Raw genomic sequence first — 22,614 nt, 5'->3', positions numbered from 1 at the left:
TACTCTTAATTTAAAAGAAAAATTCTATCCCAATCTTGTCCTTCTGGCTCGAGGAAGGAGAGCAATACTAGACCTGCCCCGACAATTCCGTTTAGTAAACCAAGATCTACTTCTGTAAGCTCTGATTTATTCAATTTATCATAAATGGTGAGATTTGCTTCAACATTGATGATCGTATGTTCTATCCAGTAATGCATTTGATTAAACATCTCTATCTCCCCAGTTAAATGATAGATTTTATTAAACTGATGTGCTATACCACTTGTGCCGTGACAAAAACCGATATCCATCAAGCCTGTATTTTTATTAATAGCAATCCCAGAATTATGCACTGTGCGCTTTTTTAGTGCATTTATTGTTAAATAAATTTCATGCTTCCATTTTTTGTTCGGATATACTTGATCAATGGCTAGAAATGCCAAGGTAACTCCTAAATCGCCATAACACCATGCGAGTCTGCTTCCAGCTGTTGTTTCTGCGCCAGGCCTTACACTGGTAGAAAAACGTGAATAATAGCTTTCGCTAGCAGAAGACGCTATCCAATTTGCAATTGACACAGACATTTTATTTGACTGTTTCTGATTTTCTGTGGTCCATTTCAACAAGAAAACTAATATCCCAGGCAGTCCATGTGCAAGACCAAGATTTACAATTCCTTCTTTTTTGTAGTCTGGATCAATCCAGTAACACCCATCATCTTCCCAAATAGCAGTTTGGCATAGTATATCAATTGCCCTTTCTATTTGTCCGGCATCTTGACTACCTATTTCAATTAGCGCAATTATTTTTCCTATGTAACCATATAGCAAGTCATAATTATTTCTTTTGATATCAATATCAAGCGACCGCTTAAATGCATTTCCCATATCAGCATCAAAGACATCCATTTCCTCTGCTGAAAGTATCCCAAGATTCTTTAAATGAGCAAATATCCACATCATTCCTGCTATTCCATCAGCCAGATTAAATGATTGAGAAGCGTTATTGAATGCGTGTATCGACCGGCCTAGATGCTCATAGATAAGATTAAGTACTTTCTCATCCTTTGTTATAACATAATAATGGCTTTGATATAGAGCTGCACCTAATTCACCTTCAAACAAACCTGTCTTTGTGTAGGTAGCATGATATTCAGAAAGCAAAGTTGAAATTCTTGGTAATATGTCGCTTATGCGTTTTTTAATATCAGTATTTGAATCAGACATACTGATTTTGCTTTTGAGAGCGTCGTTATTCATATTAAACTGGTCTTCGAAATCCCTTCCAAAAGGAAATGTTGTATTTAACTTGATTGAAGTTTATGACTTTTTGGAAGTTATCAATACTGGCATCTTCTGGTTTTGCATCCATGAAATAAACCCTTGTTTCTGACTTTAGAAGAATCGGTTTAGCTGTATCGATATCTACGCCTTTTTGATTCCTAATTACCGTTGTTTGAGCAGGATAATAATATCCATCACGATATTTATTATATGCGGTCTTAATAGTAACTTCATCATTATCTAAAATATTTAGGAAAATTGAAGCATTATCGCCTTTCCTTTTATCAAAATTTCTTGCAAAACGATTTAAAGTTGTGGTATCTAGTTGATAATTCAAAGTAGTTTCCATGATGGCATAATCTGCCTTGCTAATAATAATCGAACCCGAAAAACGCTTTAGGTAGTAACCATTGGTGACGCTATGAGCACGTGTCCTGCTCTCAAAGCCAATAATATAATTTTCACCAGTATCCTCAAGTATTTCATAGCGATACTTCCCAACCACTTTTGTATCGAACATAGGGTGCTGCAAAACTACATTGCCACCATTGATGTGCTGATATCCATCCAGATAGCGGATACTATTTCTTATTTGTTGATCAGAGGATTTACTTTTTTTAAGCCAATGCAATTCAAGTACCTTAGATAAATATTTATCTCGGCTTTTTTTCTGTTTATAAAATGTGCCCGTATATTCCAGGTGATATGTCGTGCTGTCCAAATCTGCTACCTTTGTATCGACATAAAAAGCCATACCATATGCATCTTGGTTCAGATGGGTATCTATCGCTGCAAATGTTTTTTTTATAATCTGAACAGCATTTTCATCGCTTGGTCTGATCTGGATATCTTCTAAGTCTATACTGGCCTTTTTTAGCTTAATAGACAAGGGGGTATCTCCAATCTTTATTGTAGTATCCATGTAACCAATACTGCTAACACTAATCATTGCACCTTTAGTAACTGTATTACTGGAAAAAACAAAATTGCCTTGAAGATCACTGATTGCGCTTTCTTTAGTAAGAAGAAATTTGAGAGTTGCAGATGCGATTGGTTGTCCATCCTCAGCATCGGTTATATTCCCACTGGTGACGAATGCACCAGATTTTCTGATTTTCAATAAGCTTTTGCTATCAGGCATTAACCTATTGATATTTTTTAATGGCTCATTACCTTGTGGAACATCCTGATCCGAAGTTTTCTGAAGAACTGGCAGAACCGGAGCATATGTTTTAAAGTATAGTATTCCGTTAACAACTTTAGACCAATCGCCCCTAAGCGGTATATAGTCGAACATAGTCGATTCCCTCACGCCTATTCCATTTAGCGTTTTTGCATCCATATACTGATAATCTCCCAAGTTATTTTCCACGAACATTTCTTCAAGAGAGCCCGTCGCGGCTTTAGGTACAGGTTTAGAATCTGTGTCAAACCAGCTTGCATAGGTTCCTGCAGCCGATGTTGTGGCTAAGGTATAAACCCGGTCATTTCCAACTACCTCTCTTACCGATTGGCCCATTGGTTTGTATGACTTAAGCTCATTGTTTTCTAAAGTGCTGGGTTGCATAGCAAAGTGAAGTGCTGCTCCCCAACAAATGATTTTTTCATTTGGATACTGCCTGATATAGTAGGATAAGTTATCAGCCATTTGCAAATCTCTAGGATTGCTATCCGATGCTTTAAAATCTTCAGCAGACTTTTCACTAGGTCTGTTTCTATAGTAATCTGTTGCGAGTGCTTCCAGACTTTTCAAATTCTGAAGCCAAAACCCTGCTGATTTTGAATCAGAAGCAGAGAGATTTTTCAATATCTCCTTTGCCTTCTTTAATTCTGCAGTAAATGCAGGAAAAGTTATGCCATCAGGGAACACTCCCTCACTAAGGGATTCCAACACCTCTGAAAGTAGCATATCGTTAAGGTTGTAGCTTACTCTGCGATCTACTACATATTTTTTTAGGGCAGGGAGAAAATCGTTAACTACTTGTTGATTGATCTGGGGATCAAAACCCATTATTTTCAAACTATTCTTTTGCGCTTTAATATATTCCATCAAAGGGCGAAACTCAGCGCTTCTCGTCCATATCGGAAAAAGGGCAAGATCAAGTGCTTCCACGACATCTCCACCACCGTTGATTTTTTGCTGTGCCTGCTGAACTTCAAAGAAACCACTTTCGAAAGCAATCACATTGAAGCCCATTTGTTCATGTAGGAATTTTATCATCCTAATCTTAGCCGAGAAAACATTTCCCTCCCGATGGCTTGGTTCTCCAAGCATTACAACGGTTTTATCACTAAGCTCTTGTCTAAGGAAGTTCAGATCACTGTATTCTTTGTTATCCGGGTCAATACTTTGAATTTGGCGTACCTGAGCATGAACTACGTTAAAAGTTAGTAGCAAAGATAGGAGAAAGCAAATTTTAATTGTACGCTGCAAATTTTGATACCTCATGTGATACAAAAGCCCCATTTGCCTTATTGCAAATGGGGTATTAAGATTCTGCAAAGAAATATTCTTCGGCCTAAAATTCCAAGAACTATTCTTATGGTTCAATAGATTCCTGTTCGTCAACTACATGAGGTGGGTGTGCGGAACATTCTTCAGCTGTCTCTGCACCAAATGATTTGGAGTTTTTGCAATAGGAACCTAATGAAAGACTGTAAGTGAAACCTCCATTAGTTTGTCCCATTTGAATACTATCCAACGTTTCTATTGTTTCCTTATTTAAAACAAGCTTCGAAATTTTATTTCTCATATCCAATTTGTTTATCTTACTTTTAGCCCTCATTGTAGATTGGATCTTCCTCTTCGGCAGACAATTTACCACACTCAAAGGCATTGTCTGCACCTAAAGACTTTGATTGTTTACATACAGCGCCCAAAGAAAGTGAGTAAGTAAACCCACCTGTAGTTTGATTCATTTCTGCGTTATCTAAAGTTTCAATTGTTTCCTTATTAAGCGCAAGTTTTGATAGGTTATTTCTCATAATGATTTTTGAAAGTTAATTTTTGATTTAATTGTTGTCTTCTTCAACTTCTTCTTCAACAGAAGGTGTCAGTTTTCCACATTCGTAGGCATTTTCAGCTCCAAGGTATTTTGATTGTTTGCAAACCGTACCTAAGGATAAAGAGTAAGTGAATCCACCGTTGGCTGCATTCATTTCCTGAGCATCCAAAGTTTCAATAGTCTCTTTGTTTAATGATAGTTTTGAAATCATTTTTTTCATTTTTGTTAATTTAAATTTTAATCCCTTCGTGTTGCGATCATTGTTACACCGTAGCCCACTACATCTACAGAATTCCTTGATTATGTAGAAGAGCCCCTTAGAGTCAATAAACACATAGCATTAACTAAGCGTAAGCTGTTTCCGGATCGACTTCCTCCTCTACTGGTTCCTTTTGCCCGCATTCAAAAGCATTTGAAGCTCCAAGCTCTTTTGACCTTCTACAGATTTCTCCCCATGACAATGAGTAAGTAAAACCACCATTGGTCTGCGCCATTTCAGCAACATTAAGTGTTTCAATGGTCTCCTTGTTGAGTGTTAATTTTGAAAGTTTCTTTTCCATTCTTTTTTGTTTGTTTTTAAATCTCGTTTTAGGCTGATTTTTGTCGAAGCAGAATCTTCTACACAATTACACAATATCGAAAAGGTGCAAACTGTGAGCATAAAGGTGTAGCTTTTTCATGAATGAAGTACATTTATTATGTAAGCCTCCACAAAATATTATGTGAACGAAGAAAAACACGCTTTATTTAAATAAACAAACCTTTATCTTTACATCGATCTCCTTATTCTAAAATTTAACGATTGCTAACTCCTTTATTTATTCTTTTTGAACACTTTCACTTGCATTATTGTTGATGACGACCATTATTCTACTGAACAGCTTAAGGAGTATATTTCGTACACACCAGCTCTCAAACTTTTATATTGTTTTAATGATTCCGTCGAGGCTTTAACAGAAATAAAAAAAATTAATGGTCAGGTAGACTTTCTTTTTACTGATATAGAAATGCCTAAGTTGAATGGGCTAGAATTATCAAAACAAATCCTTTCTAAGTTTAAAAATCTGATATTAGTTAGTGCCCATGTTAAATATGCCCCAGAGGGTTATTCACTAGAGGCAAAGCAATTTTTGACTAAGCCATTTGACTTTAAAAAATTTAGCAAACTGGTCCATTCTGTAATTCAAAGATTTATAACTGATAAGCCATTTATTATGATGAAACTTGGCGCAAAGAATGATATGGCCAAAATTTACACAGACGAAATCATCTTTATCGAAGGTGCATCGAATTATATCCAAATACATACGATAGCTCGAACCTACGTACCTTACTATAAAATATCAGTAATCGACGAAGACCTCAAAGATCATCCCTATTTTTTACGAATTAATAAGTCTAATATCATATCTGCCAATCATATAAAGTCGGTATCAAGTTATAAAATCTTAATGTCTAATGGGAAGGAGTTGAATGTTAGTTCAGCCTACAAACAGAAATTCGACTGGTTTGTAAAAAATGTTATATTTAAAAAATGAGAAAACGAAAAAGCCTGTAAATATTTAATTTACAGGCTTTTAGTTAAATTTAAAACTATTTTCGCGGAATGGACGGGACTCGAACCCGCGACCTCCTGCGTGACAGGCAGGCATTCTAACCAGCTGAACTACCACTCCTTTTGTTCAGTTTAAAGTTGAACCTCTTCTCTTTCGAGGATGCAAACATAGAAACTATATCTCTTTTATTTGCATAACTAATCATTTTTTTAGCTGATATTTTATAACTCATTGATTGTTATTGTGAATAATTTAACAGCACATAAAATTCAAGTTAAATAATCAGCTTAATAGTGCGGAGAGGGCGGGATTCGAAATCCTCTTAAATATGCTTGATAACCAACATTTTGTGATCGGTATATATACAATACTTACAGCTTAAATTTTATTGGTAAATTTAAAAAGATTATTCGCACCGATGCTTTTTTTGAATCAGATATTTTCTCGACGCATTTTGATTGTCAACAAATTTTGATATTTTAGCTACTGTTATCGCAGGATAATTTATTGAATCATCTCTATTTTTTTGTTTGCAGTACCCAATAGGATTTTTTAATAAATATCAATGATAATAAGTTTACGCCAAAAAAAACAAGTGCAGTCCAATGGCCGGGCATCCCGATTTTATTCCTTCTGCCTCTTAACTGCACTTTTCCTTTTTTCCTTTGGCTCAAATGCCCAGATCTATCCGGTAACGGTCAATGTGCAGATGCCCATGCCGTATTCGCTGAATACCAGCGATTATTACAATGGAACAGTTGCCAGGCTCATCGTTACCCTAATCAATACTGACATCCAGAAACCCATGCTGAGCGTTAGGCTTAGGATGTCTATTGAGAGCCAGGGAGCCAAACTGCAGAGCAGAGACGGTGTCTATTATCCGACCATCAACTTGGATGCAGGAATTCCCCATCAGGTAATACTGGGCGACCTTGCCCCATACTTTAATATCGACAACCTCAATTTTTCGGGCATTACCCGGGCTATGTACGCCCAGAACGGCAAACTTCCCGAGGGAAACTACAGTTTCTGTTTTGAGGCGATAGAGGTAAACACAAGGACGGGTGCTGAGCCGGAAGCAGTGCAGCATGGGCCTACATCACCCTATCTGACCCACCACTGCTGAACCTGCCCGTTAAGGGTAAGCGCATTGCCAGCAGGGAAGTCCAGAATGTGGTTTTTCAGTGGACACCCCGCAACTTGGGCAGCCCGAACGGCGCTTTCAATACCGAATATGAATTTACTTTAAAAGAACTTTGGGATACCGGCATTGCGCCCGAAGCAGGTTTTGAAAGCAGTCAACCGCTTTATCAGGTTACGTTAAGGCCAACTACCTTATTGATGGGGCCAGCCGAACCACAGCTGATTCCGGGCAAGCGTTATGCCTGGCGGGTAAGGGCCGTAAGCACCTCGCCTACGGGTGAGCAGGCTGATAGTTATCGCAACAACGGCTACAGCGAGATCTATTCCTTTACCTATCAGGACAATTGTAAGCCTCCGGTTGGGATAAATTCCAGTATAAGCTCTGACAGGGCAACCATTAACTGGATGGCCGATGCTATCAGTGGCGGGACACCCGCGGGCGGCTACACGGTTCAGTACCGTGAAAAGCGGCTGAACGACAACAAGTGGTACAGTGCACGCACGCTGAACACCCGGGCCATGCTCTATGACCTGAAACCAGGAAAAACTTACGAATACCGGGTGGGTGCAACCTGTGTAGTGGGCGATTTTGGCTATGGGTTGGATATGGCGACCTATTCGGATATCCTGACTTTAGAAATGGCTGGAAAGGGTGATACTTCCACGGTAAACTGTGGGATGATCAGCCCGGAAATCGCCATCACCAACCGAACACCAATAAAAAGCTTAAATGCTGGTGAACTTTTTACCGCCGGAAAATTCCCGGTAAAGCTGACCAGGGTATCGGGTGGGGGAAGTTTCAGTGGCGACGGTTATGTAACCATTACCATGCTGGGCTATGCGAACATCAAGGTTCGCTTCAGCAATATCCAGGTGAATACCGACAGGCAGCTTTTTGCAGGCGTGGTAGAAACCAGCTATAACCCTAAAGAAGAACAGCTATCGGATGTAAATACCATCTATAACGATATCAAACAGCTCGTCCAGGAGATCACTGATTTGCTCAAAAAAAGAACAGGCTACCTCGATGCTTACAGCGGAACAGCAAAAGACAAAAAAGAGGCTGAGGACAGAAACAAGGAAGAAGACAAAGCCTATGAAGCGCTCCTTAAAAGCCCAAATCTTTCTGAGAGTGAAAAAACAGAACTAAAGGCCGAACAGGCCAGCAAAAAGGAGGGTTACTATGGGCTCGCAGGCGACAAGGACTGCCAGGGAAATGAGATCGTGCCCAAAAAAGGGCCGAATGTTGATTTTGAGCAATACCGGGATGTCGACTGCTTTAAGAAAAAGATTGCGGAAGCGACCAAGTTAAAGGAATACGCGGAGAAGGCTTCGGCTGCCGAGGCCAAAAAGGCAGGTGCACTGGGCTATCAACAGGATCTTGCCACCATATATACCGGGCCTGCGCAGAAAACTACGGACGAGCTGACCGCATTTCTATCGCCTATGGGCGCACCGGTCTACCTGAAAAGAGCCGATGTAGTAACCTATAGCTGCAACAATACCACGGGTGTTCTGGCAGGCTTTACTCTTTCTGATGGAACAGTTTATAAATTTAGTCCGGCAGACAGCAGCTACAAAACTGCAGATGGGGCAAGCTATGCCAGTGGCAAAATACCTGCAAAGGGAAAGATAGAAGTACTGCTGCTCAAGAAACTGGACTGCAAGGCAGAGCTGTATTCGGTCTGGATAGACTATCCGAACCTAAAAAGGGAGATTCCTGCAATCCAGGGTGCCCAGTTGAAGGAAAGCATCACCCTGAAATGTATCGATACCTATTTTGATGAGCACGGGACGGAATTTATCTCGACTCTGCAAAAAATATATAGTATTTACAGCTATTATGAGCAATGCAGTGAAGAACAGTGGAAGCCCTATGAGGATAACGGGATTGTGCCTTACTGTTTCTGGCGAAATGCTGGCACAGCAGAAAGCAGTTACTATTACCTGACCGACAGGCCCTATACCTCTGGAGTAATTGATGGAGCCTATGGTCAGGTCAAAGGATTGTACGACATCCATAAAAACTTTGAAAAACTCATTGATGCTTATGGCGTTGGCCTACTGGAATGCGACAACCTGCTGGATGATTACCAGAGCTATGAGCGTTTGCAGGAAAGGATAAAACAGCTGGAAAAAGAAGACGGTTTCTGGGCGGCGATTAAGAACTCCGTCAACCGGTATGTGGCCAGAAACAAGGCGGATAAGATCCTGGCCTGCCTGGCATCCGAAAAGGTAAGGGACGATTCAGAGGAAACCATTACCAAGCTTTATGAAGTGGTCAGCAACAGCGAAAAACTGGCTACCGCTTCGGCATCGATTGCAAAGCGTCTGGAGGCTTATTTAAAACAGATCACCAAAACCGATGAAATTGCCCGCTACAAACAGGGAAAGCTGGTCGCAGACTTGGCCACGCTGTTTATCGGTACAGGTGAGGCCAACAGCGCAAGAAAAATTATTACTTTTGAAGAGTACCTTGGAAAGTCTGCAAGCAATGTAGAAAAGGCGGGAGCTGAACTGCTTGAAAGGTCGAAAGGGATTGAAGGACTGGCTGATAATTTAGTTGTTGGATCAGGGAATGACTTACTTTCGTTTGTAAATAAAACACTTGCACAGAAACTAGAGTACATAAAAAGTATTTGGAATACCAAATATCCTGTGCAAGAAATGCTTGAAGGTAGAAGCTTTTTTGAGGATATTATGGGGCAGTATCGTTACACTAAATCTTATGGATGGGAACATACTGGCGATATTTCTGATTTTTTTAAAGGAGTTGATTTTTATAAAGGGAATGCAGTAGGCGACCAAATATTTGCAAATACAGCAGTATCTATGAAAACCACCATTACTACCAATGTGGATACTTGGTTGGCTTCTGCTCCAATACAAAAGAATATTAGATTTTTAAAAGATGGTTTAGATTTTTCAAAAGGTTTGTTAAGTAATGGTAAAAAAATGGTGATCACCAATGCAGAAATTCATATTTATATGCCGAAGGTAAACATAACTGAATCACTAAAAACTACTTGGATGAACAAATTAAATATTGTAGATCCTAAAATTAAATTTGAGATTAAAGCATTAGAAGATTTTATTCAATAAGTATTATGAAGTTTAACAGAAGTACACATTTTTATATTGCCACAAACATAATGGATTCAGTTTTTAAAAAGATTCAGCCATTAAACTATGAGAAGTGGGTTGATTTTGTTAATAGAAACCAAAGCGAATTTATTTGGTATGAAAAAACAAAAAGTGGATTGGAGGCAGCTGCAAACATTGACAAAGTACCAGAAGATTTTAAAGAAGGAGTTGTGGCTAGTTTAAATAAAGTCAGTTGTTTTAAAGAGTTTGATGAAAAGAAAGGGTACTATAATATTAACTGTGGTTTTAGCTCTCGAAATAACTGGATAAGCATTGGTTTTGAGCGAACTCCAAAATTAGAAGATTTAAAAATCTTTGTTGAAATGGCAAAACATTTAGGCGCATTGCTATTAGTAGATGGGACAGGAATAATAGATGAAAAAATGATAGAAAATTAATGACAATATAAAAATGTTTATTCTGGATGCAGAAATTCATTTTTATATGCTGAAGAAGAATTTAACGCCATCTTTGAAAACAGAGTGTTTAAATTCACCATAAATGATATGCCAACTGAGTTCGTCTATTGCAAATATTATTCTTATACAAAGGTTCTTTTGTGTTGAAATGAGGTAAAGAGCTATTGGAATAAGTTCAGCTAATCTTGCAAAAGTATTGATACACCAGCGAGACAGGGTATTGATGGCGTGTTTAAGAAGGGAAATGAATATTTTATTGTTGAATCTAAATAGTGGTACGGCTACTTTAAGTACTTTAACTGATGGAACTAAACAAATGAGTGATGTTTGGATTGGACCTCGCATTTTGGATGCTGTGAATGGAAATACAAGTTTGAGAAATAAAATTGCTAATAATTACAGAAGACTACTGGCAGAAATAGCACCTGACGGAACAATTATTTATAAAGAGTTAGATGCTAACGCATCTGTAATCGGAGTTTTTAAACCATGAGAGATAAATTAAAAGATAAGACTTATTTCGATAAGCAAGTTTCTGTTTTTAAGGATAGCATACAAGAAATTGAGAGTATGATTGTAAGTGGAAAAACAGCACCAGATAGAGTTAATTTCATGAAACGAATAGCGATTCATTCAATATTATAAATTCTTTGTATTCTGGAGGCAGTCCTATATCTGATATTAAATTGCAAATACCTATTGGTTTAAAATTGATTTCTGAAAGTTGGGACGGCTTTTGGCTTATTGATCATAATGGTAAAAAATTAAATCAATACGGATTGTCAGGTTATGATGAAATGCTATGGATGTTATCCTTAGGATATTTGCTAAATATAGATGAGGCAGACTTTAAAAAGCTGGTAGCTGTAATAGATCGTGATGGCGTAAAGGATTATTTGTTTGAGTTTATCATACGAGCCAAGTTAAAAGATAGGCAACCGATTTCACAAGAAAGCTATGTGGAGTTTTTTGGAGTGCCTGAAATATTTGAAAAGTTACGCCAAGCCATTAATGAAACAGATAAAGCAAACGCCGAAAAATTAGTGAAAGAATTTGTTACAAAAGATTGGTGTAAGAACCATAAAGATGCTGGCTGGTACAACAGCCATAAAAGCAAACATGATACCTACTTTGGTTACTGGAGTTTTGAAACTGCCGCGGTTGTGAAGATTATGGGGTTGGACGACGCTAGCTTTAGAGACTGTCAGTATTATCCTAAAGATTTGGTGCATCAGTAAAATAGCTAAAAGATTATAACTACATACCCAGTATAACAAGATATGAAAAAAATATTGCTGCTACTTTTGGTTCTGAATATTAGCGCTGCCTTTGGACAGCGTAAAGAACCCTTAAAGCCAGATTCCATACTTCGTCTTTTTAAGACCTATAAACCTTTTGAGGTTAAGGAAAGAATCTATAGGGCTAACTATTACAATATGGATTTTAAGGCACTGTATCAGGATTCGCTATTAAAACCCTATTTTATGAAGTGGCTGGATGTAAATGAATACAGCCGATACCTCAAAGGGAAAAAACCTGTGCATGTAAAAGTAAATGAAATTCCAGATCCGAGTTTCTTTGTCATGCTGCCTTATCCAGAGAGTTATGAAACCGTTAGAAAATGGTATGAATCAGGAAATGATTACTGGAAGGAGATACTGAATTATACCCTTTTGGGTATGAACGATCCTGATGCTGAAAAACGCTTCGATGCAGAAATTAATAGAGCACTCGAAAACCATCCATCTGATACCGTGCTGTGTAATATTCAGAATAAACTGGCTGGACTGTGCACCCTGTACAGCATCGGCAAGGTAGTGGAGCTTCTGGAAAGTAATATAGAATTTACGGAACTAATCAAAGGCAAGCCTAGATTTTCTTTTAGATGTGCACTGCTCTCCAATCTGGAAAATTCCATGGCCATTCACGGGGTCGATATCCCAGTTACAATCTATAATACTGACGAAATTAGGGGAGCTGATGATATAGATACATGGAATTATCGATTAAAGAAACACTTGCCAGAAATAAAAGTACTTGCTGAAAAGCTAAAGACCAAGATTCGATCAGAACAGCTTTACTGGATGAAAGATATGCCTTTTTACAAGGGGATCTAAAAAATATCATTTTAATAAAGGGAATTAGAAAATGCATTTCCGTATTGGCCAAAGCGATGACAGTGTTGGACGCTTGTTAGTAGGGGTTTAAAGTGAAACAAAATTAAGCTTACAGGAGGTTTTTAAACAGATGCCCTGTTGCTGGAAATGCTGATTATAGATAGTTGTAACCAATTCGGGCATTGGTTGTTTTCTTAAATCCATGCAACGAAATACACCACATTTTTGTTGCTAAATGGTAGATAATCTACCATTTTAGTCGCCAAAACAAAAGCCTGCAATCTTTTGATTTGCAGGCTTTAAGGTATTTTTATTCGCGGAGAGGGCGGGATTCGAACCCGCGGTACCTTGCAGTACACACGCTTTCCAAGCGTGCTCGATCGACCACTCTGACACCTCTCCGTTTTTTAGTGGAGTGCAAAAATATAGTTTTTATTGAGATTTACATTAATAATTTAAAGAATCAATAACTAATAGTCGAGTATTCTAAAAATTAAAGAATATTGATGATAGCTTTCCTTAAAAAATAAAATATTAAAAAAAAACGCCTTGCAGTACAAGGCGTTTTTTTTTAAATATTTAATGATTAATCAATCACTGTGATTTTTAACATATTCGTTTTGCCCTTTGCGTCAATTGGAATCGCAGCAGTATTAATAATAATATCACCTTGTTTAACCAGTTTCTTGCTTTTTAAGAACTCATTAACCTCAATGATGGTGTTATCTGTGCTCTCCCATTTATCATAGTAGAAACCTCTAACACCCCAAAGTAAACTAACTGCATTTAATAAAGATCTGTTGCTGGTAAAAATAAATGTTAAAGCTTCTGGTCTGTGACTTGAAATTTCAAACGCAGTATAACCGCTTAAAGTCATAGAAACAATACCAACAGCGTTAGTCTGTTTAGCTAAGAAACAAGCAGAATCACAAATCGCATCACTTAAGAATGATGGTGATTTTGGCTTTAAAAATTTATCAGGGTTAAATGGATAGTTGTTTTGTTCAATGTTCTGAATAATTTTCTGCATCGTTTCAATTACGATTAACGGAAACTCTCCAACAGATGTTTCACCACTTAACATAACCGCATCTGCGCCATCCAAAACCGAGTTAGCCACATCATTCACTTCCGCACGGGTAGGGCGAGGAGTAGTAATCATGCTTTCTAACATTTGAGTAGCTACAATTACAGGTTTAGAAGCCGCTCTACATTTAGCTACAATCATTTTTTGTAACAATGGCACTTCTTCCATCGGACATTCAACACCCAAATCACCACGTGCAACCATAATACCATCAGAAACAGCAATAATTTCATCAATATTCGCAATTGCTTCTGGTTTTTCAATTTTAGCAATTACACGGGCAGTTTTACCACGTTCAGCAATGATTTTTTTAAGCTCGATAATATCATCTGCTTTACGAACAAATGATAAACCAATCCACTCCACATCATTTTCAAGAACAAATTCTAAGTTCTCCCGATCTTCCGGAGTTAATGATGGAATAGAAACTTTTGTATTAGGAAGGTTTACACCTTTTCTTGAAGTTAAAATACCTCCATGAACGATTTCACAAACTACTTCGTCTTTTAAATTAGTAGAAACTACTTTCATTTGCAGCTTGCCATCATCCAAAAGGATAATCTCGCCAGCCTGCACATCCTGAGGAAAACTTTGATAAGTAATATAAATGCGTTCCTCATTACCAATACATTCGTTGGTGGTAATTACAGTAGTTTTACCATTAATCAGGTTAATACCACCTTCTTTTACTAAACCAATACGAATTTTTGGGCCTTGTAAATCGGCAAGGATACCAACATTATAGTCGTATTTTTTGTTCAGATCTTTAATGGTATCTAAAACGGCCTGGTGATCTGCCTGAGATCCATGTGAAAAGTTTAAACGGCAAACGTCTAAACCCGCGTTAAACATACTGTATAATACATCTGGTTTTGCTGATGCGGGCCCAAGCGTGGCAACAATTTTGGTTCTCGAATGAAAAGGTTTCATTTAATTAATTGATTTTAACAATGCAGTTAATTGTAGCGCTAATTATTATCAAAAATAATTAAACTGCATTAAGTTTTATATATTTTGTTCTTTGTTTCGTCGTTTATAACCCTCAAATATAGTGTATTTAATACACCAAGTATATAATTTTTATATTACCAAATTCTCTTTACTCTTTAACTTGGTGGGATCAATTTTTGCAGCTACCTGTATATCAGGGAGTTTGTTGAGCCCGTTAATTAAATAATTCAAATCTTCCTGGTCAATAAATTCTTTTATAATGATGAAAAAATCAACATTTCCCATCTCTGGAATGAGCAGCCCGTCGCTGCTTCTGTTGCTAATTAAATAGTATTCTATCTCACCTTGCTCAACAAAAAAGTAATATTTAGAGAAAGCCCAGGCAGGTTGATCGATGTTAAAAAATATTTCATGGTCTTCTATTTTTTCGAATTGCGTGTTCAATCGCGTATTAATTTTGTGGCATAACACGTAGTCTTTCAGTGGTGCTGTAATCGCAATGAGTATGAAATCAAGGTCTAAGGTTAATTTTAGGTAAGTTCTGTTCAAATCGAAATAAATTATTTACAGAACGAAATTAAAAAACTAATTCTATATTCGCTTGTTATTTCAGAGCCAAATTAAGGTAGTGAAATAAAAACATTTGAAAATTGTAAGAATTTATTTTTCTTTGCACAGAATTATTTAACCATTAAATTATAAAATTATGTCTGATATTGCTTCAAGAGTTAAGGCTATTATCGTAGAAAAACTAGGTGTTGACGAAAGCGAAGTTACGCCAGAGGCTTCATTCACCAACGATTTGGGTGCAGATTCTTTAGATACCGTAGAATTGATTATGGAATTTGAAAAAGAATTTAATGTAGCTATTCCTGATGATCAGGCTGAAACCATCGGTACAGTTGGTCAAGCAATTGCTTATTTGGAAAAAAACGTTAAATAGAATTACGCTTTTTCAGTATAAATGGAATTAAAAAGAGTAGTAGTAACAGGGTTGGGTGCGCTCACTCCTATAGGCAATAATGTTCCTGAATTTTGGGAAGGATTGACTAACGGGGTGAGTGGCGCTGCTCCTATTAAAGGTTTTGATACTGAAAAGTTCAAGACGAAATTTGCATGCGAAGTAAAAAACTTTAATCCGGAAGATTTTCTGGAGAAAAAGGAAGCTCGTAAGCTTGATCCATTTGTACAATATGCTTTAGTAGCTACAGATGAGGCTGTGAAGGACGGTGGTTTTGATTTTGAAAAATTGGATACCAACCGAATTGGCGTAATCTGGGGTGCTGGCATAGGTGGATTAAAAACTTTCCTGGATGAAATCTCTAATTTTGCAAAAGGAGATGGTACGCCAAGATACAATCCATTTTTTATTCCTAAAATGATTATAGATATTGCCCCAGGGCATATCTCAATTAAGTATGGCTTACGTGGGCCAAATTTTGCAACTGTTTCTGCTTGTGCTTCATCAACCAACGCGATGATTGATGCCTTTAACTATATCCGTTTGGGTATGGCTGATGTCATTATTAGTGGAGGCTCTGAAGCCATTATTAATGAAGCAGGAATGGGTGGCTTTAACGCCATGCATGCACTTTCAACACGTAATGATGATCCTGCAACAGCTTCCCGTCCTTTTGATAAAGATCGTGATGGCTTTGTAGCAGGAGAGGGTGCAGGAACCATTATCCTGGAAGAACTTGAACATGCTAAAGCCAGAGGTGCAAAAATTTATGCCGAACTGGTAGGTGGTGGAATGAGTGCTGATGCGAATCACATCACTGCACCACATCCTGAAGGTTTAGGTGCCAGAATGGTGATGACAAATGCACTTAAAGATGCAGGTATGACTACCGCTGATATAGACTATATCAATGTGCATGGTACTTCTACACCACTCGGTGATATTAGTGAAACCAAAGCCATAGGTACATTATTTGGTGAAGATGCTTATCGATTAAACATCAGTTCTACCAAATCAATGACAGGGCACCTTTTAGGAGCCGCTGGGGCTGTTGAAGCTATTGCAGCAATTTTAGCTGTAAAAAATGATATTGTTCCTCCAACAATCAATCACTTTACAGATGATCCTGCTTTTGATCCGAAATTAAATTTTACTTTTAATAAAGCTCAGAAACGTGAAGTTAGGGCAGCACTAAGTAATACTTTTGGTTTTGGTGGCCACAATGCTTCAGTTATCTTCAAAAAATACGAAGATTAATTAAAATAGCCTTGTTATATAATTTTGTATGCTAAGTAAAAATAGATAACTTAGTTAAATATGCTCATTAGCCCATTAATTGTGTTATTTATTTAATGCCGATATTAAAATTATATAAACTTTATCTCTCTCCCGAAAAGGAGTTTGTTAAAAAGCTGCGAAACATTTTAGGCTTCGTACCTGGTAATGTCACCCTTTATAAAATGGCGTTCAGGCATCGCTCTGTAGCCAAAGTTTTAAAAAATGGTAGCAGAAGCAGCAATGAACGTCTGGAGTTTCTGGGCGATGCCGTGCTCGGATCAGTAATCGCTGAATTGCTTTTCAAGCATTATCCTTATAAAGAAGAAGGTTTCTTAACCGAAATGCGATCAAAGATCGTAAACCGGGCAAACCTAAATCAGCTGGCAAAAAAGATAGGTTTTGATAAGATGATTCAATTTGATCAAAGATCTGTGAGCATCCAAACCAAACATAACTCTATGTTGGGTGATGCTTTTGAGGCAATTATTGGCGCAATCTACATGGATAAAGGGTATAATTTTACCAAAGAGTTCTTATTGCGCAGAATTGTAAAGCCACATATTGATATCCATACCTTAGAACTTACTGAAACCAATTTTAAAAGTAAATTGATTGAGTGGTGCCAACGCCACGGTAAAGATGTGATGTTTGAATTGGTTCAAAATGGTGAAGGTGAAAGTGCAAAGCTTTTTACCATTAGCGCCCTGGTAGAAGGTGAGAAATTTGGTACAGGAAGAGATTACAATAAGAAAAATGCTGAAAAGCTAGCAGCAGAGAAAGCCTGCGAAGCTTTATCTATCTAATTAAGGCTTTAAATCGTTCGCCTTTACCGGGTTTTCTTCAAATTTCTTTGCAGATTCCTTAATGTATTTAATGTAGTCATAAACGTTCCAATGTTGTGCTTTTTCAAAATCGGGGCGATAATTGAGCATAAACGTTTCCAGGTCTTTTCCCCTTAAATCTGTATTATTCTGGATAATAGTGCCATTAAAATATTGATCAATTTGCGTTTGCTTTAATTCATTATCCGCATACCGGTTAAACCTGCGGGCATTCTTTGGATCTTTACCAATTAAATTATAAAGACCATTTAAAGGATGAAAAACGGAAGACAGAACGGAAGATTTCCCTCCGTTATAAACACCTTTATTTCTAAAATCTCTTTTTAAATCTTCCAGGTCTTGCTTTTTAGTACTTCCAACAATGGTTACTTCATCGAGCATGGTACTGCCCCTTACCAGATAGATCAAAATATCTTGTGTACCATGAACAACAATCTGCTGATCATTTAAACTCCTTTTGGTAATTAAAAGTGTATCACCTACTCGTGCCTGAATCTGAAAAAAGCCCAAATCATTACTGCCCACGCCCATTTGTGTTCTTTGGTTGGTAATTTCTGCCAACGCAACCCTGATATTTGTTCCCTTCTCAAAAACAACACCTTTGATAATCAGGTCTTGCGCTTTTAGCATATTACCAGTAAGCATAAGCAAAAGAAGTAGCAATGACAGTTTAAAAATTTTCATTAGGTATGTTTATTTACAGTTCAAATTTATCATAAGTGTTTTCGACTTCTAAAAATTCTTTTGAGGCTTCAATAGAATCAGTAAAATGCCTAAATCCAGATGATTTGCCGTAAAAGTATGTTTTCTTTCAGTGTTCTAATCTAACAACAGATAAATTTTCTTGTTTTTTTAAGGTATATATTTACTTGTAACAGATAGCTAATGATGAACATTGTTTTCAATGCTCATTGGTAAGAATATGTTTCCATATTAAATAACGGCTTTAGCGCACATTATGCTATACTCAACGCGTATTTATTTTTTCTATAAAATTAATATTTGTTAACCTTCTTAATTGTTAAATAACGTTAAGGTATGCCATACAATTTGTTAAGCTTATAATTTACTGTTCGCAAACATCGGATAGCTGTCTGCAAACTCTAAACTAATTTTTCTATCTTTGCGCATGATAAAATCCATGACAGGATACGGCTTAGCTACAGCCGATTATGCAAATGCAAAGTATAGTGTCGAAATCAAATCGCTCAACAGTAAGTTTCTTGAACTCAATTTAAAATATCCAAAAGCTTTTTCAGATAAGGAATTGGTTTTACGCAATGTGTGCAGTAAAGATATTGAGCGAGGAAAAGTAAGCTTGAGCATTAATGTAGAACGTGCAGGTGGAGAGGTAACCGGCGCAACCATTAATACCGCATTACTGAGCCATTATTACAATCAACTCGTAGCAGTTAATGATGAATTAAATGCCGGAAGTAGTAATTTACTTCAAACTGCGTTAACTTTTCCTGAAGTAATTAGCTATAAAGAGGAAAGCGTAAGTGAAGATGAATGGAATCATTTGTACCAGATATTTATCACCGCCTTAACCAATTTTAATAGATTTAGAGAAGATGAAGGTGCTGTTTTAAAGGCAGATCTTGAACTTAGAATAAAAAATATTTTAGGTTACTTCAAATCTGTTGAGGAATTAGAGCCTAAAAGGATTACTGTCATTCGTGATAAATTTGCGCAGTTTCTGGATGATGCCGTTGGTAAGGTAAATATTGATCAAAACAGGTTTGAGCAGGAGTTAATCTATTATATCGATAAAATTGATATTACAGAAGAAAAAACCAGGTTGAAAAGTCATTGTGATTATTTTCTTCAAACATTAACCAGTAAGGAGGCCAATGGTAAAAAATTAGGGTTTATCTCTCAGGAGATTGGACGGGAAATTAATACCATGGGTGCAAAAGCCAATGATGCCCAGATGCAACAATTTGTGGTAGGTATGAAAGAAGAATTAGAAAAAATTAAAGAACAATTACTGAACGTGTTATAGAAAGCTTAAAGCTTAAAGCTCAAAGACTAAAGCTTTGATCTTTCGGCTTTGGTCTTTAGTCTTAAAAAAATGAAACAAGGTAAATTAATCATATTTTCGGCACCATCAGGCGCTGGTAAAACTACAATTGTACATCATCTCTTAAAAAAGTTTCCGGAACTGAGCTTTTCAATTTCTGCTACCACGAGAGAGCTAAGAGGTGATGAAACCCACGAAAATGATTATTATTTCATTACAAAGGAAGAGTTTTTACATAAAGTAGCCCACCAGGAATTTGTTGAGTTTGAAGAAGTTTATAATGGAACTTTTTACGGCACCTTGCGTTCGGAAATAGAACGTATCTGGGAAAACAACCAACACGTTATTTTTGATATTGATGTGGAAGGTGGCATTCGTTTAAAAAGAAAATATGAAGAAGATGCTTTGGCTATTTTTGTTCAGCCACCATCTTTAGAGGTTTTAAAGGAACGCTTAAGTGGTAGAGGAACGGATAGCCAGGAAAAACTTCAGGAACGTTTTATCAAAGCTGAAAAGGAATTGCTTTATGCAGATAAGTTTGATGTGATTTTAAAAAATTATGATCTGGATAAAGCCTGTGCAGAAGCAGAGCAGTTGGTAGGGGATTTCTTGAAAAAATAACTTTTTGGAGTTGATTTAATAAATAAATTCGTCATTGCGAACCGCAGCGACGGAAAAGCGCACAAGGGTGAAGCAATCTTTCTCGCAAAATAGATTGCTTCAGCTCCCTTAATCCAGCCTAGCAATGACGATCAATAATACTGAAAACCGTAAACTGAAAACAGGTCTTTTCTTTGGCTCTTATAACCCCATTCATACGGGGCATTTAATTATTGCCAATTACATGGCAAACTATACTGAGCTGGATGAAGTTTGGTTAGTGGTTTCACCCCATAATCCGCTAAAAGAAAAAAGCGGTCTAGCCAATATGTACGATCGCTTAGAGATGGCAAATCTGGCTACAGAAAACACTGAAAATATTAGGGTGAGCGATATTGAATTCTCCTTGCCAAAGCCATCATATACTATTGATACCTTAACCTATTTACAAGAGCGATTTCCTGCTAAAGAGTTTGTGTTAATTATGGGAGCAGATAATCTCGTCTCTTTTAAAAAGTGGAAGAATTATGATGTGCTGCTAAAAAACTATCAGATTTATGTTTACCCTCGTCCAGGTGCTGATGTGAGTGAGTGGGCCAATCACCCGGCAATCACATTTACTAACACCCCTTTAATGGAAATATCTTCAACGTTTATTCGTAAATCAATTAAAGAGAATCAAAACATTCAGTTTTTTCTGCCTGAAAAGGTAATTGCTTTTATTGACAGCAAGGGCATGTATAAGTAGAAACTTTCGATCAATAAAAAAAAGCATCTTGAATAAAATCAAGATGCTTTTTTATGATAATAAAAATTATATTATTTCCATCCGCCACCCAGGGCACGATATAAATTTACAACTGACTGCAATTTTTGTAACCTGTCATTAATCCCGTTTAATTGAGCTGTTAATAAACTCTGTTCAGAGGTTAATACATCAGTATAATTAGTTGCTGAACTGTAGCGTAGCAATTCTTTGGTGAAGTCTACCGCTTTGGTTAATGATGCAATCTGTTTTGCCCTGGTTGTTTCCTTCTCTTCAGCTGTTTGATAAGCATACAAGGCATTTGAGACCTCTTGTCCGCCAGTTAAAAGTGCTTGCTGGAAAGTGTAAAATGCAATTTGTTGGTTTGCCTGAGCGGTGGTTAAACGTGCTTTATTAGCACCTTTAGCAAAGATAGGCTGGGTTAATCCACCAACTAAATTGTAGAAAATAGAATTGTCGAAAAAGTTACTTAACTGTAAACTGGTTAAGCCCCCGGCAGCTGTTAAGGTTAGGGCCGGATAGAAGTATGTTTTAGCTACATTGGTATTCTCAAATGCAGAACGGAAGCCAAATTCAGCCGCAATAACATCCGGGCGATTTTGTAATAACTGAGCAGAAACCCCAGTCTTTAAGTCTGCATAAGGAACTTGTTGATCCAATGTTGTTCTATTAACCGTTCCAGGAGCCTGCGCTAATGCAATATTCAAAGCATTTTCAGCTTCCTTAATGCTTCTTTTTAAATCTGGTAAAGTTACTTGAGCTGCATATAAATTCGCCTCACTTTGTACCACAGCAGCACCATTTACAACGGCACCTTCTTTTAGTGCTTTCATGGTTTCAACATCCTGCATTCTGATTTGAATAGTTTGTTCAGTAATGGCCAGTTGTTTATCTAAGGCCAGCAGCGTATAATAGCTATTGGCAATAGTTGCGATTAATTGCGTTTGAACTGCTCGTCTAGTCGCATCACTTTGCAATAAAGTGGCATATGCTGCTTTTTTTGCGCTACTCAATTTGCCCCAGATATCGGCTTCCCAAGACGTACTTAATTGTGCCTTATAGGTTTGCGTTTCTAGATTAATATTGATGCCAGAAGGAAAATTTAAAGCTGCCTGTGCCTGTTTGGCATCTGTAACTGAAACATCTGCCTGTAAACTCGGCAAAAATGCTGCACGACTTTGTCTTAAGGTAGCCTCTGAAATTTTAATTCGCTCAATGGCTTGTTTTAAGTCTAAATTCTCATTAATCCCTTTTTGAATTAATGATTGAAGCGTTGTATCAGAGAACAACGTTTTCCATGGCAAATCTGCCATAGTTGTGGTATCGGAGGTATTAATATCTCGGTACAATCCTTCATTTTTAACCTGCGGGCGTTCGTATTTTTTAGTTACGCAAGCGCTCAAGGTTAATATGGTAAAGCCGATTAAAATGGAATACTTATATCTGAGTTTCATATATTC

Annotated in this window: 24 protein-coding genes and 2 tRNA genes; 14 read left to right on the top strand and 12 right to left on the bottom strand. The window is 37.3% G+C overall.

Annotation, left to right across the window (positions count from 1 at the left end; genetic code table 11):
* Positions 1–5: 5 nt before the first annotated feature.
* The 6 genes from AN34_RS16690 to AN34_RS16665 all read right to left on the bottom strand — a co-directional run bounded on the left by AN34_RS16690 (position 6) and on the right by AN34_RS16665 (position 4,827).
* Complete coding sequence (locus tag AN34_RS16690; RefSeq protein ID WP_029287206.1) at positions 6–1,238, bottom strand: lanthionine synthetase LanC family protein; 1,233 nt, start codon at positions 1,236–1,238, stop codon at positions 6–8.
* 1 nt (position 1,239) lies between these two features.
* Complete coding sequence (locus tag AN34_RS16685) at positions 1,240–3,660, bottom strand: erythromycin esterase family protein (RefSeq protein ID WP_197285548.1); 2,421 nt, start codon at positions 3,658–3,660, stop codon at positions 1,240–1,242.
* A gap of 142 nt (positions 3,661–3,802) precedes the next feature.
* Complete coding sequence (locus AN34_RS16680; protein WP_029287201.1) at positions 3,803–4,048, bottom strand: class I lanthipeptide; 246 nt, start codon at positions 4,046–4,048, stop codon at positions 3,803–3,805.
* Positions 4,038–4,247 (bottom strand): class I lanthipeptide, encoded by a 210-nt coding sequence (locus AN34_RS16675; RefSeq protein WP_029287199.1) that lies wholly within the window; start codon positions 4,245–4,247, stop codon positions 4,038–4,040. Before AN34_RS16675 ends, AN34_RS16680 begins: the two co-directional genes overlap by 11 nt.
* Before the next feature lie 27 nt (positions 4,248–4,274).
* Positions 4,275–4,487, bottom strand: a complete 213-nt coding sequence (locus AN34_RS16670) for a class I lanthipeptide (RefSeq protein WP_029287197.1) — start codon at positions 4,485–4,487, stop codon at positions 4,275–4,277.
* Between the two features lie 124 nt (positions 4,488–4,611).
* Complete coding sequence (locus tag AN34_RS16665; protein WP_029287195.1) at positions 4,612–4,827, bottom strand: class I lanthipeptide; 216 nt, start codon at positions 4,825–4,827, stop codon at positions 4,612–4,614.
* A 267-nt stretch (positions 4,828–5,094) separates the two neighbouring features.
* Between AN34_RS16665 and AN34_RS16660 the strand changes: the two genes are divergently transcribed.
* A complete protein-coding gene (locus tag AN34_RS16660; RefSeq protein WP_029287193.1) occupies positions 5,095–5,805 on the top strand; it encodes a LytTR family DNA-binding domain-containing protein in 711 nt (236 codons plus the stop codon).
* Between the two features lie 64 nt (positions 5,806–5,869).
* Here AN34_RS16660 and AN34_RS16655 read toward each other — a convergent pair.
* Positions 5,870–5,943: transfer RNA gene (locus AN34_RS16655), tRNA-Asp, on the bottom strand.
* A gap of 445 nt (positions 5,944–6,388) precedes the next feature.
* On the opposite strand from AN34_RS16655, the gene AN34_RS16650 reads away from it, so the two are divergent.
* The 7 genes from AN34_RS16650 (at position 6,389) to AN34_RS16625 (ending at position 12,646) form a co-directional block, all read left to right on the top strand.
* The gene (locus AN34_RS16650) at positions 6,389–6,949 is read left to right on the top strand and encodes a hypothetical protein (protein ID WP_029287191.1); all 561 of its coding nucleotides are present in this window, start codon (positions 6,389–6,391) and stop codon (positions 6,947–6,949) included.
* Between the two features lie 74 nt (positions 6,950–7,023).
* Positions 7,024–10,068, top strand: coding sequence for a fibronectin type III domain-containing protein (locus AN34_RS16645; protein ID WP_029287189.1), 3,045 nt, complete (start codon positions 7,024–7,026; stop codon positions 10,066–10,068).
* A 50-nt stretch (positions 10,069–10,118) separates the two neighbouring features.
* Positions 10,119–10,508, top strand: coding sequence for a hypothetical protein (locus AN34_RS16640; protein WP_036677450.1), 390 nt, complete (start codon positions 10,119–10,121; stop codon positions 10,506–10,508).
* Positions 10,509–10,725: 217 nt separating this feature from the next.
* Positions 10,726–11,022 (top strand): hypothetical protein, encoded by a 297-nt coding sequence (locus AN34_RS16635; RefSeq protein WP_157263341.1) that lies wholly within the window; start codon positions 10,726–10,728, stop codon positions 11,020–11,022.
* Positions 11,019–11,174, top strand: a complete 156-nt coding sequence (locus AN34_RS21725) for a hypothetical protein (RefSeq protein WP_157263340.1) — start codon at positions 11,019–11,021, stop codon at positions 11,172–11,174. The genes AN34_RS16635 and AN34_RS21725 overlap by 4 nt, the downstream gene beginning before the upstream one ends.
* Positions 11,175–11,179: 5 nt before the next feature.
* Entirely contained in the window at positions 11,180–11,767 is a 588-nt protein-coding gene (locus tag AN34_RS16630) for a PoNe immunity protein domain-containing protein (protein WP_082468447.1), read from the top strand.
* A gap of 42 nt (positions 11,768–11,809) precedes the next feature.
* Complete coding sequence (locus AN34_RS16625) at positions 11,810–12,646, top strand: hypothetical protein (RefSeq protein WP_029287181.1); 837 nt, start codon at positions 11,810–11,812, stop codon at positions 12,644–12,646.
* A gap of 317 nt (positions 12,647–12,963) precedes the next feature.
* On the opposite strand, the gene AN34_RS16620 is transcribed toward AN34_RS16625, so the two are convergent.
* From AN34_RS16620 to AN34_RS16610, 3 genes are all read right to left on the bottom strand, one after another.
* Positions 12,964–13,048: transfer RNA gene (locus tag AN34_RS16620), tRNA-Ser, on the bottom strand.
* Between the two features lie 184 nt (positions 13,049–13,232).
* Positions 13,233–14,663 carry a pyruvate kinase gene (pyk, locus tag AN34_RS16615; RefSeq protein ID WP_029287180.1) on the bottom strand — a complete coding sequence of 477 codons (1,431 nt, stop codon included), beginning with the start codon at positions 14,661–14,663 and terminating at the stop codon, positions 13,233–13,235.
* A gap of 150 nt (positions 14,664–14,813) precedes the next feature.
* Positions 14,814–15,233: an IPExxxVDY family protein gene (locus AN34_RS16610; protein ID WP_029287178.1), complete on the bottom strand. Its 420-nt coding sequence runs from the start codon at positions 15,231–15,233 to the stop codon at positions 14,814–14,816.
* Positions 15,234–15,390: 157 nt separating this feature from the next.
* On the opposite strand from AN34_RS16610, the gene AN34_RS16605 reads away from it, so the two are divergent.
* The 3 genes from AN34_RS16605 (at position 15,391) to rnc (ending at position 17,726) form a co-directional block, all read left to right on the top strand.
* The gene (locus AN34_RS16605) at positions 15,391–15,627 is read left to right on the top strand and encodes an acyl carrier protein (RefSeq protein ID WP_008508386.1); all 237 of its coding nucleotides are present in this window, start codon (positions 15,391–15,393) and stop codon (positions 15,625–15,627) included.
* A gap of 21 nt (positions 15,628–15,648) precedes the next feature.
* The gene (fabF, locus tag AN34_RS16600) at positions 15,649–16,902 is read left to right on the top strand and encodes a beta-ketoacyl-ACP synthase II (RefSeq protein ID WP_029287176.1); all 1,254 of its coding nucleotides are present in this window, start codon (positions 15,649–15,651) and stop codon (positions 16,900–16,902) included.
* A 95-nt stretch (positions 16,903–16,997) separates the two neighbouring features.
* Positions 16,998–17,726 (top strand): ribonuclease III, encoded by a 729-nt coding sequence (gene rnc, locus AN34_RS16595; RefSeq protein WP_029287174.1) that lies wholly within the window; start codon positions 16,998–17,000, stop codon positions 17,724–17,726.
* On the opposite strand, the gene AN34_RS16590 is transcribed toward rnc, so the two are convergent.
* On the bottom strand, positions 17,727–18,449 hold the full coding sequence (locus AN34_RS16590) for a hypothetical protein (protein ID WP_029287172.1): 723 nt from the start codon (positions 18,447–18,449) through the stop codon (positions 17,727–17,729).
* Between the two features lie 457 nt (positions 18,450–18,906).
* Between AN34_RS16590 and AN34_RS16585 the strand changes: the two genes are divergently transcribed.
* The 3 genes from AN34_RS16585 (at position 18,907) to nadD (ending at position 21,136) form a co-directional block, all read left to right on the top strand.
* A complete protein-coding gene (locus AN34_RS16585) occupies positions 18,907–19,770 on the top strand; it encodes a YicC/YloC family endoribonuclease (RefSeq protein ID WP_029287170.1) in 864 nt (287 codons plus the stop codon).
* Between the two features lie 69 nt (positions 19,771–19,839).
* Complete coding sequence (gmk, locus tag AN34_RS16580; RefSeq protein ID WP_029287168.1) at positions 19,840–20,409, top strand: guanylate kinase; 570 nt, start codon at positions 19,840–19,842, stop codon at positions 20,407–20,409.
* 124 nt (positions 20,410–20,533) lie between these two features.
* Positions 20,534–21,136 carry a nicotinate (nicotinamide) nucleotide adenylyltransferase gene (nadD, locus tag AN34_RS16575; RefSeq protein ID WP_082468446.1) on the top strand — a complete coding sequence of 201 codons (603 nt, stop codon included), beginning with the start codon at positions 20,534–20,536 and terminating at the stop codon, positions 21,134–21,136.
* A 71-nt stretch (positions 21,137–21,207) separates the two neighbouring features.
* On the opposite strand, the gene AN34_RS16570 is transcribed toward nadD, so the two are convergent.
* Positions 21,208–22,608, bottom strand: a complete 1,401-nt coding sequence (locus AN34_RS16570; protein ID WP_029287164.1) for an efflux transporter outer membrane subunit — start codon at positions 22,606–22,608, stop codon at positions 21,208–21,210.
* Positions 22,609–22,614: the final 6 nt, after the last annotated feature.

Origin of the sequence: Pedobacter sp. R20-19 (assembly GCF_000708265.2) — a bacterium.
GTDB lineage: Bacteria > Bacteroidota > Bacteroidia > Sphingobacteriales > Sphingobacteriaceae > Pedobacter.
The sequence above is the reverse complement of the archived record's forward strand: the minus strand, read 5'-3'. Positions and strand labels throughout refer to the sequence as shown.